This window comes from Streptacidiphilus fuscans, from assembly GCF_015690355.1.
Classification (GTDB): Bacteria; Actinomycetota; Actinomycetes; order Streptomycetales; family Streptomycetaceae; genus Streptacidiphilus; species Streptacidiphilus fuscans.
The window spans coordinates 775,056-785,434 of the sequence record NZ_JADPRT010000001.1 but is presented as its reverse complement, the minus strand read 5'-3'; the positions used below and the strand labels follow the sequence as shown (position 1 = coordinate 785,434).

Annotated in this window: 9 protein-coding genes; 4 read left to right on the top strand and 5 right to left on the bottom strand. The window is 70.3% G+C overall.

The features are described 5' to 3' along the window. Positions 1-176 precede the first annotated feature (176 nt). The 3 genes from I2501_RS03615 to I2501_RS38985 are packed head-to-tail and all read right to left on the bottom strand — an operon-like array spanning position 177 to position 6,168. Positions 177-3,197, bottom strand: a complete 3,021-nt coding sequence (locus tag I2501_RS03615) for a tetratricopeptide repeat protein (protein ID WP_196192279.1) — start codon at positions 3,195-3,197, stop codon at positions 177-179. Next, entirely contained in the window at positions 3,194-5,065 is a 1,872-nt protein-coding gene (locus tag I2501_RS03610; RefSeq protein WP_196192278.1) for an HSP90 family protein, read from the bottom strand. Before I2501_RS03610 ends, I2501_RS03615 begins: the two co-directional genes overlap by 4 nt. Before the next feature lie 11 nt (positions 5,066-5,076). Then, positions 5,077-6,168 carry a hypothetical protein gene (locus I2501_RS38985; RefSeq protein WP_196192277.1) on the bottom strand — a complete coding sequence of 364 codons (1,092 nt, stop codon included), beginning with the start codon at positions 6,166-6,168 and terminating at the stop codon, positions 5,077-5,079. 403 nt (positions 6,169-6,571) lie between these two features. Between I2501_RS38985 and I2501_RS03600 the strand changes: the two genes are divergently transcribed. The 3 genes from I2501_RS03600 to I2501_RS03590 all read left to right on the top strand — a co-directional run bounded on the left by I2501_RS03600 (position 6,572) and on the right by I2501_RS03590 (position 8,747). After that, complete coding sequence (locus I2501_RS03600; protein ID WP_196192276.1) at positions 6,572-7,225, top strand: hypothetical protein; 654 nt, start codon at positions 6,572-6,574, stop codon at positions 7,223-7,225. Positions 7,226-7,323: 98 nt separating this feature from the next. After that, complete coding sequence (locus I2501_RS03595) at positions 7,324-8,049, top strand: iron-containing redox enzyme family protein (protein WP_196192275.1); 726 nt, start codon at positions 7,324-7,326, stop codon at positions 8,047-8,049. 101 nt (positions 8,050-8,150) lie between these two features. Beyond that, the gene (locus tag I2501_RS03590; protein WP_196192274.1) at positions 8,151-8,747 is read left to right on the top strand and encodes a DUF1326 domain-containing protein; all 597 of its coding nucleotides are present in this window, start codon (positions 8,151-8,153) and stop codon (positions 8,745-8,747) included. A gap of 34 nt (positions 8,748-8,781) precedes the next feature. On the opposite strand, the gene I2501_RS40140 is transcribed toward I2501_RS03590, so the two are convergent. After that, positions 8,782-8,904 carry a hypothetical protein gene (locus I2501_RS40140; RefSeq protein ID WP_268926844.1) on the bottom strand — a complete coding sequence of 41 codons (123 nt, stop codon included), beginning with the start codon at positions 8,902-8,904 and terminating at the stop codon, positions 8,782-8,784. Between I2501_RS40140 and I2501_RS03585 the strand changes: the two genes are divergently transcribed. Next, positions 8,903-9,610, top strand: a complete 708-nt coding sequence (locus I2501_RS03585) for a DUF2182 domain-containing protein (protein ID WP_196192273.1) — start codon at positions 8,903-8,905, stop codon at positions 9,608-9,610. The genes I2501_RS40140 and I2501_RS03585 overlap by 2 nt on opposite strands. A 166-nt stretch (positions 9,611-9,776) precedes the next feature. Here I2501_RS03585 and I2501_RS03580 read toward each other — a convergent pair whose 3' ends face one another. After that, positions 9,777-10,289, bottom strand: coding sequence for a universal stress protein (locus tag I2501_RS03580; RefSeq protein ID WP_196192272.1), 513 nt, complete (start codon positions 10,287-10,289; stop codon positions 9,777-9,779). Positions 10,290-10,379: the final 90 nt, after the last annotated feature.

Below are 10,379 nucleotides of genomic sequence, written 5' to 3'. Positions count from 1 at the left end.
TCGCGGGGCACCGGGCGGCCAATCAGTAGAAGCCACTTCTACGGCATGAACTTGACAGCCACACCCGATGCCCCTGGGCCTCCCGATCCTACGAGTGACCGGAATCAACCCATCAACAACGTAAGGAGCTTGAAGCCGTCATATCCCGCCCAAGGCATACCCACGAGGGTTTGACGTCACGACAAGCTGTCGCGCAGGCGGCGCAGGGTGGTCGCGGCGTCCGGGAGGCCGGCCGTGTCCGCCTCCGTGGCGGCGTGGTTCAGGCGCTTGCGGGCCGCGTCGGTGTGGCCCAGGGTCCGGCCCTCCACCAGGGCGGCCAGCCGCAGGGCCTCGAAGCGCTGCGGCACCTTCGCCCACCCGGCACGCACGTAGACGGCCGCGGCCTGCTCGAACGCCGCCAGCGCCTCCTGCGGGCGCTCCGTTGCCGCGTGAATCCGGCCGCGGGTGTGCAGGCACTGGGCCAGGTCCACGTCCACGCTGCGGAACTGCTCCCGTGCGGTGTCGGGGAACTCCTCGCGGAGCCGGTCGGCCTGGTCCAGGTAGCCGAGCGCCTCTTCCGCTGCATCCGCGCCGCGGGCGTCGACCGCCGCCAGCGCCAGGGAGCGCAGGGCCTCGGTCAGGTCGAAGAGCCGCGGTGCCTCACGGTTGGACTCCAGTGCTCGCTCCAGGGCCGCCCGGGCGCCGTCCCAGTTCCCGGCCAGCGCCAAGGCGTGCGCGGCTCCCGCCGCGGCGGAGGTCAGCCACTCCTGCTCGGGCCAGCCGCTGACCAGGTCGGCGAGTTGGAGGAACTGCGTGGCGGCGTCCCGGGCCTCGCCCAGGTCCATCAAGGCGTTGGCCAGGTCGGCGCGTATCTGGGCGGTCAGCTTCTCGTCCGGGGTCGGCGTCCCGTCCTCGCGCTCCTCTCCGGCCTCCCTCTCGGGGCGGGCCGTGCCGGGTGTCACCGGCTCGAGCAGCGACTCCAGGACCGCCACGCCGTCTCCCAGCGAGCCCTGCGCGCACAGCGCCCGGCCCAGCTGGAGGCGTGTCTGGCGCGCCTGGGCGGGCTCGCCCTCGCGGTCCAGGCGCGCCGCGGCCTCTGAGAACGCTCGGACGGCCGTCGGGAACTGACGTGTGCGCAGCGCCGTGGCGCCGAGCATGCGGTGCAGCGGGGTCAGCTCTTTCGGCGGGACCTGGGGCGGGGCCTGCGCGAGGCCGCGTTCGAGCTCTGCGATCGCCTCGTCGTGCCGGTCCTGGGCGCTGAGTGCGAGTGCGAGGAGCTGCCGGGCGTGCGGTATTCGCCAGGTCCAGCCCTGTTCCTCGAGGATCTCGACCGCGCGGCGCGCACTGGCCTCGCCCTGTGCCGCCTCGCCGTGCCGGGCCTGGAACTCCGCAAGCACTTCGTGGCCCAGGGTGGCCTTCCCCCACACGCCCGCAGCGGAACTCTCGGCGATCAACTCCCCCGTCTCCGCGAAGAGCACCTCACGCCAACGGGCCTGCTGCTCCGCTCCGTCGACCCGGAGCACGGCGCGCCAGGCGGAGTAGACCCGATTCTGGCGTACCGTCAGTTTCCGGTAGAGGGCGTTGTCCCGCTGCTCCTGGTCGTCGAAGCCCGCCGTCAGCAGGGCTTCGACGCGCGCCAAGTGGGTATCCAGGAGCGGCCAGGCCGCCTCGATGGCGGTGCCCGTGTCCGCGGGCTCGGCGCGCACCACGGTGCACCAGGCGAGCCGGGACTCGGCTGAGATCTTGCGGGCCTCAAGTCCCGCCTGGCCGTAGAGCTCGACCGCCTCGGCCAGACGCGCGGCACTGGTGTCCCAGTCCTTGCGCACGACCGCGCGCTGCGAGAGCTCCATTGCGATCCCGCCGCGGGTCAGCGCATCGACGCCGCCGGGTTCGCTCTCCGCCTGCTCGATCAGCTCCACCCGCGCGATCAGTGCGTCCCACAGCATTTGTGCGCGCGGGTGTCTCATCCGGGCCAGGCGACCCACCTCAGCGAAGATCTCCTCAAGGCTTTCGGGCAGTGCCTCGTCGGCGAGCGCGGGCGAGCCCGTCGCCGGGGTCTGGGAACCCTGTGGCTCGGCCGCCTCAATCCCGGCGGACGTCGCCAGGGCCGCGGTCTGCACGCCCAGGTTGAGGTGCGCCACCAGCGGGCGCCGGGCCAGCCGCTCGCTGCGGCGCGCGGAGACCGCGCTGTTCTGGTTGCGGGCGTCGAAGCGTGAAGCCAGCTCATCAGCCTGCGCCGCGACGGAAGCCCGCAGCGACGCCACCGTCCACTGCGCTCCGAGCGGTCCGCCGCAGGGCACAGTGCCGTGCCCTGTCTCCTCCAGCCGCGCCAGCAGCACCTCGACTCCGGTGAGGAACGCCAGGCGCCCCGAGGGAGAGGCCGCGAAGCCGAACGAGGCCCGGCTGTGCGACAGCAGCTCAAGTCCGCGCGCCTCGTTGCCGGTCAGTGCGCAGAACTCCAGGTGGCGGCCGATGTCGGTGAGCTCCGCCTCCTTCCCGCGGACCTTGCGGTACGAGGTGAGGTGCATGGCGCGGGCCTCGTCGTACCGGCCCAGGCGCAGCAGCGGCAACAGGGCCAGCGCCTGGCTGCTGTGCGGCTCCTCGTCGCAGCTGTGGCGGCCGTCGAACGTCGGCTGCAGCTCCAGGAGCCCGCGCTCGTCCGCACCGCGGTCGACGTGGTAGTCGGCGCGCTGCCGGGCCTCGCAGGCCGCGCAGTCGCTGAGCTGTGTCCGTCCGCGGGTGGCCCACAGCTCGTAGCTCAGTTGCTGGCTCTCCCCCAGGTGGCAGGCCAGATGGTGCTCCTGCGCGTAGACGGGTTGCAGATCGTGCCCGGCGGCCTGGTAGCGGCGTCGCATCTCGGCGATCCAGCCGCGGATCGAGGCCAGCGGCACGTCCGGCGTGGCGAGCAGCCCGGAGGTGACCCACTTGAAGAACCAGTACAGCGAGTGGACTTCTTGTTCGTCGAACGCCTTCGGGTTCGCGTCCCACAGCTGCAGCAGCCGGGCGAACGCGACCGGGTACTTCACCAGCTCGCCGCTGCCGTGGTAGGCGCGCATCAGCTCCACGAGGGCGGAGACGGTGACCTCGTCGTCGCCGAACGTCTCGGCGGCGTCGACGAGTTCCTCAGCGACCGCGGCAGCAGCCCTCCCCTTGGGCCGCTCCCGGTTCTCGCGCAGCGCCTCGAAGAACTCCTCGCGCGTGGTGGGTGTGGTCGTCACCGCGTCCCCTCCGGTCCACCTCGGGTGCCGGCGTCGGCCGCCTGGGTCGCGAATTCGAGCAGGCCGAGGAACGAGCGGTTCAGCAAAGCGTGGTCCGAAGGCCGCAGCGGCCGTCGGGAGAGCAGCAGCGCCTGCCCGTACAGCGCCTCGACCGCCGTCTCGGACAGCTGCGGGTCCACCGTCGCCGCCAGCTCGGAAAGCTCGCGGATCAACGGGTTGAGGTAGTTCAGGATGAGCTGGGCCCGCGGCTCCGAGGAGCTCAGCGACCCGAGGATGCCCGCCCACAGGTCGTCAGCCCCGGCGGACAGCTCGGCGCGGCGCCGCTCGTGCCGGGCTTCCCGGTTGTCCACCAGCATGGCCGGGACGCCGACGGGCTGGAACGCGCGCAGCGCGACATCGGTCTCCAGCCGGTCCGCGACCGCTCGGGCACGGGCCAAGAACGGCGCGGCAGCCAGCTCGGCGGCCGGGTCGACGCCGTCGAGGTGCGCCGTGACGGTCTCCGGGTCCAGATCCGCCACGGAGACCCCGGGGCGGACCTGCGGCAACTGGTGCACCAGCTCGCGATCGTAGACGTAGCCTCCGTTGACCACCCCGAGCCCGGCCGCCGCCGCGATCGGCGCGACCTGCCGGAACTCCTCGACTGTCTGAGTGACCAGCACCACCGGGTGCGTGCGGGCGAACTCGTCCAGACTGACCCGGCCGTCCGTCGTCTCGAACGGCAGCCACGGCAGCAGCAGCGCGAGCAGCTGGTCGTCGTGGCGCGCCAAGGCCTTCACCGCAAGGTGGTGGACGTCGAGGAACTGCCGCAGCGTGGCCAGGTCCTGGGCGGCCAGGCCGGTCAGCCACTGCCGCACCCGCTCGCCGATCGCGTCGCGGACGGCGGCCAGGGTCTCGTCCTCGTACAAGGCCTCGCGCGATGCGGTCGGGCGCAAGCCGGTGGTGTCGACCACGCACGCCACGAAGAACGCCCAGTCCGGCACCAGTTCGGTGGCCTGGTCGGACAGCAGCATGCCCTTCAGGTGCACCCGGTTCCCGGAACGCCTGGTCGGGTGGGCGGGCGTCGGCAGCACGAAGGCCACACCCTTGAGCCCGACGAGCGGGATGTCCAGGTCGATGGTGTCCAGCGGCACGAAGTCGAAGACGGCCTTGCCGTACGCGGCCAGCGCCTCACGTCGGGCCAACGGTGAACGGTAGGTCCGCTCCCACACCGGCGGGGTGTCGTTCACCTGGTTCACGTCACCGTGCCGGTCCACCACCTGGACCTGATACCGCAGCAACGAACCGAAATGGCGGGCCAGTTGCAGCACGCTGCGGGGCTCCAGCCACTCACTGCCGTCGGCGCGCGGGGTCAGCGTCACGGTCGTGCCGGGCTGCGCGACCGCGCCTGCTGGCAGCGTCCGGATGCTGTACGTACCGTCGCTGCGGCCACGCCATTCCACCGCCGGCGCGCCCGGCTCCTTCGCGCTGCGCGTGACCACCGTGATCTCGTCGGCGACGACGAAGCACGCGAGCAGGCCGATGCCGAACTGGCCGATGAAATCGCCCCGAGCGGCCGTCAGGTCCAGGTCTCCGTTGGCGTTCCGCTTGGACGAACGGCCGATGGTGGCAAGAAAACTGTGGACATCGGACTCGGTGAGCCCGACACCGGAGTCCTCGACGCTGATACCGCCGCCCGACAGGCCGGTCCGGATGGTGATCCGCGCAGGAGCGGACCCGTCGAGAACCCGGCGCGCGGTGATCGCGTCGACCGCGTTCTGCATCAACTCGCGCAGGTAGACCCTGGGAGAGGAGTAGAGATGGTGGGACAGCAGGTCGACCAGACCGCGTAGGTCGACCTGGAACGTGTGGCCCGGCTGGCTGGTAGTCACTGGTCCGGCTCCTACTTCGGCTGCTTCGACCGCTTGGGCTTCTCGGCCCGCGGTACTGGCTTGGACGGCTTGCCCTTCGTGCACTCCTGACGCGCGTTCGCGAACGCCTGACCGGCGTTCCCGTAGAAGCCCCAGGGATACCGCGTCGGATGATCGCCGATGCGCTCGAAGAGCGGCCGGGCACTGTTCAGGTCACCCGCGAGCCAGAACGCCATCGCAAACGCGTTGAGCGCGGGAAAGGGCGACTCGGTGGGCGCGTAGTCCGCGTGCAGCACGGACACAGCCGCGGCCCGACGAAGCTCCTCGACGACATCTGGAGTACGGATGTAGGCGCCGCGTTCGACCTGCGGCAGATCCAGCCAGTGCTCGATATGCGCGAACGCCGTCAACGCGCCGATGCCACTGCCCGGCGGAGACTTCACCAGCGACTCCCTGGCGAAGGCATGCATCTCCTCATGGGAACCGCCCCACTTCGCGCAGACCTGCTGCAGCATCGCCGCGTGCAGCCCCAGGTCCGTCGGCGCGCGCCGGACACCGGCCTCGAACCGTCGCCGCGTCACATCGCTCCCGTGCTGGAGACCACGCGAGGCAACGGTCAGGGAACACCACGGCGCGGCCGACTCCGGGTCCAACTCCACAGCCGCATACAGGTGTTCCTCGGCCATGCGCAGCCGCTCGTGGAACAGCTCGAACTGCTCCCGACTCACGTGGGAGGCCTGCGCACGGGTCCGCGCCTCCCACGCCCACGCGACATGCCGGGCCCCACACACCGTCCGCGCGAGCGCGTCATCAGCCCGACGCTCACCGACCCGCACCAGGAACTCACCGCCGTGATCCTCAATGCAACCGATCAACCAGATCAACCGATTGTGATCACCCCGATCCCGACACGGCCGCAGAACCGCAGCCGTAGCGTCCCAGTCCGCCCTCCCTGCAGCCTTCAGCAGTTCGGCGAGCTCCGGGTCGTCGTAGTCGTGATGCACCGACACCGGCCGCGGCCCCGAGGACCGCACCCGAGCCTGGGACCGCTTCCCCTGGGCGACGGTGCGCGCGACCAACCCGGCCACGACCAGAGCGGGCCCTACGAACGAGAGGTTCGACACAAGATTCCTTCCCAAGGCCGACCCGGCAGCACAATCACATGATCGGCAGCGGCAGGTTAGCCGACTCCTCGGACAGCGCGACACCACGTTTCGCCCGCTCCACCGCAGCTCGGAAGGGTCGGGACGGCACGACCCGCTCCGAATGCCCGGATCTGCGACGGTGCGCCTGAAATCGCCTCGGGAGCCGTGCCAGAGGACCGCGCCGTGAAACCTGGCCGACCGCAGCAATCGCGTCTTCGGCGCCCGGTGGTGTCGTCTACCGGGCATGCCCCGTTCAGGGCGGGGATTTGTGTCGGTGGATCAGAGTGTGTGGACCATGATGGAGTTGTCGAGGAAACGGGGTCGTGATTTTCCTGTGCCTCGGGGTTCAGGGGTGGGACGCGGGGTCTGATCGGGAGGGTTGATGGACGATTTCTACAGATTCTCTCTGGCGCAGGATGTGAACGACCTGTCGGAGGCGCACGCGTTGCGTCTTCTGCGGTACGAGCCGCGTTTTCCCGACAGTGAGTTCTGGTGGCTCGACAAGGACCAGGATCTGCACGGGAAGGTTTTCCTGCTGCGGAAGGACGATCGGGCCACTGCGTCGTTGCGCATTGTTCCCGTGACCGCCACCACCACGGAGATCGAGCGGCTCGGGCTGCTGCCCGAGGAACTTGTGGGTGACCCCGGGGTGTGGGAGCTGGGCCGGTTGGTCTCGCTGTCGAGCCGTGGGCGTGACCTGCCGTACTCGCGGCTGCTGTTCGGTTGGGCGTCCGCGTGGGCGTTGGGGAACCTGCCGATCGAGAAGGTGGTCTCGTACTGCCGGCGCGGGAAGCTGTCAGGTTTCACCGCGTGCGGCGCGGAGGTCGTCGCGGGCCCCTACGAGGTGCCCGGGCGTGGTGACGACTACTTCACCATCGTGGCCGATGTAGCCGTGGTGGTGGAGCGGCTGGTCGATTACGGCTTCAAGCCGCTGGTCGAGGCGGCGGCTGCGGGTAAGTCGGAGTTCTCCTTGGAGGATTTCGTGGGGCCGCGGCCGGACGTTTCCGATTCGACGACGTTGGAGCCGGCGAAGTAGCGCCGAGGGTGGCTTTTGTCGGCCGCCCGCCCTGTCAGCAGGGTGCTGGATTCCGTGTTTTCTGTGGTGTTCCCGTTTTTTGGAGGAGTGAGCGAACTATGTCTCAGGCCGAGATCATTCGTCCGGAGCTCCGTAAGCAGATCGACGACCTGCTCGACGGCTACATCAAGCGGTTCTACCAGGAGGTGCCGTACGCGGCGCATTTCCTGAGTGCCACCGATGTCGACATGCCGTACTACAAGCGGCACACCATCGAGACGATCCTGCGCATCCGTCGGAAGCGGACGATCGACGCGCATGCGATCCGGTACTTCACGCTGCACGACCCGGTCACGGCCAAGGAGTGGGCCGAGTACACGGACGACGAGATGCTGCACGACAAGCTGTTCCTGGCCGACCTGGCGCGTCTGGGCGTGCCCTCGGACGAGGTCTACTCGACCGATCCGTTCCTGGCCACGAAGCTGCTGAACGGCTACTTCCTGTACTGCCTGGAGTTCGAGGGGACGCCGCTGGCGGCGATCGCGAGCAGCTACTTCCTGGAGTACACGACGCGGAAGACGCAGCCGCACTGGCTGGACAACCTGGAGAAGGTCCTGGGCGCGGACGAGGTGCGCGGCGCGCGCACCCACGTCAACTACGACATCGACGAGGACCACACCGGTGATGTGTGGAACACGCTGATGTCGCTGGTGAGTTCGGAGGAGGACGTCGAGCGGCTGCGGGGGCACTTCGAGCACCTGTACAAGCTGTTCGCGATGTACTTCACCGAGGCGTACGAGGCCACCCGCGCCCAGGAGGCGAAGCTGGCGAAGGCTTCCGCCTGATCTGGCGGTGTGCCTGTAGTGAGTGCGGCCGGGCGGCGTGGGGGTTCCCGCGGTGCCCGGCCCCTTTCCGAGTGCCGAAATGACCTTTTGCGGAGGGCGTTATGGAGTGGTCCATCGAGGGCAGGCTCGCCGGGGCGTGCAACTGTGGGACGCCGTGTCCGTGCTGGTTCGCCGAGGAGCCGACTCACGGTTCGTGTGACGCCATCGGTGTGGGTGTGGTGGACAAGGGGTTCTACGGCGACACCGACCTGGCGGGGTGCAAGCTGGGGGTGGCGTACCGGACGGTCCATCATGTGTGGGACGGCGGGCTGCAGGTCGCGGTCTACATCGACGAGGAGACCGGGCCCGCGCAGTCGGAGGCGCTGGAGCAGATCCTGACCGGCAAGGCCGGCGGGCTGCTGGCGATGCTGTTCACGCTGGTGGCGGACTTCAAGGGTGTGCGACGCGTGCCGATCGCGTTGGACGACGCCGGGGACAAGCCGTTCTTCCAGTTGGGGCGGCCCAGTCTGGTACCGGTCAAGCCGCTGCTCGGGCGGGACGGGACGACGCCGATCGCGGTGCACAACGCGCTGATGTCGTTCGGTGGTGAGCGGCTGCTGGCGAAGACCGAGAGCCGCTTCTCCGACCCGGAGCTGGGCTGGGACTGGCCGCTGGTCCACGCGGACTTCGGGCCGATGAAGATGGGGTCGGCGGAGTGACGACGGCGCCGAGGGCCGTGCTGCGGCGGCTCACCTACTCCGCTGCCGTCTGGATGCTGGCGGTGTCGGCGCTGGCGTGGTGGTGGATGTACGCCGGCGGCCAGTCCCCGGCGCCGTCCATGCCCTCCATGCCGTCGATGCCGGGGATGGGTTCCATGCCGGGCATGCCTGGCATGGGGTCCATGCCGGGGATGGGCGGGGGCGGCGCGGCGGGGGCCGGGGGCGTCTCGGCCGCCGACGCGGTGATGTTCCTGGCCATGTGGGCCGGCATGGTGATCGCGATGATGCTGCCGGTGGCGGTCCCGCTGGTCGCTGCGCACCGGTTCGTCACCCGTACCCGGGGGCGGGCCGGGACGGTGGCGACCGCCGTGTTCATCGCCGGGTACCTGCTGGTGTGGATGGTCTCCGGACTGGTTCCGCTGTTGCTGATGGTCGCCGAGCGGGCTGTGGTGCCCTCCGGCGCGGGGGTGTGGCGTACGGCGGGGACGGGACTGGTGATCGCGGCCGCCGGGGCGTTCCAGTTCACGGGGCTCAAGACGCGCTGCCTGACGGTGTGTCGCAGTCCGCTGTCGTTCGTCCTCACGCACGACTTCACCGCAGGGACGGCGGGGACGTTGCGGGCGGGCGCCCTCAACGGCTTGTACTGCCTGGGGTGTTGCTGGGCGCTGATGCTGGTGCAGGCGGCGGTGGGGTTGAGCAACCTGTTGTGGATGGGGGCGCTGACGCTGCTGTTCCTGGCCGAGCGGGTGCTGCGGACGGGCCGGGTGATCGCCCGTGCGGCGGGTGGGGTGATGGTCGTCCTGGGGGTCGCGTTGATGCTGGAGCCGCTGGTGCACACGCCCGTGGCGGCGCTGGTCGGCTGACCGCCGGGCGGCCACTCCGGGGGGCGCGCCGGGGGGCGGATGCCCGGAAGGTGGCTGACAAGTACGGCCGCTCTGGACGGGCGTCGGCTTGACGAAGGGCCCAAGGGTGGCACCGCAGGGGTGCCACCCGGGCGGCCTTCAGGCACAGGGCCGCCGTAGGGCCGGCTCAGCGCGCGAAGTCGGCGGGGGCGGCGCGGCGCAGGGCGCCGAGGGCGCCCTTGGGCATCTGCGGAGCCGAGACCGGCAGGACCGGGCAGCGGGCGTTGCGTAGCAGGTGGCGCAGTACCCGTTGGGGTCGGAGCACGTCCCAGGGGCGGTTGCGGTGGGAGGTGCCGACGACGAGCAGGTCGTCCGGGTCGTCGGCCAGCGTGCACAGGACGTGGCCGGGTGAGTCGGTGCGGACGACCATGCGTTCGACGGGGACCTCGGTCGGGACGCCGCCGAAGGCGTCGACGAAGGCGGCCTGCCAGCGGTCGGTGGCCTGGCGCTGCCACAGGGCGGCCAGTTCCGGGCAGGGGCGGGCCCGGTAGAGGCGGTCTCCCTCGGGTGGTTCCCAGCACAGGACGGCGAGCACCTGGCGGTGGTCCCTGCCTGCCTCACGGACGGCGCGGCGCAGTGCGCACACGCCGGCCACTGATCCGCTGACTCCGACGACGACGCGTCCTTGTTCCCGCGACACGATCGGCCCTTCCACTCCTCTTGCCTGTGTTGCCTGTCTTGCCCGCAGTGCTCGTGTTGCCCGCAATGCCCGTGTTCCCCGCAGTGCCTG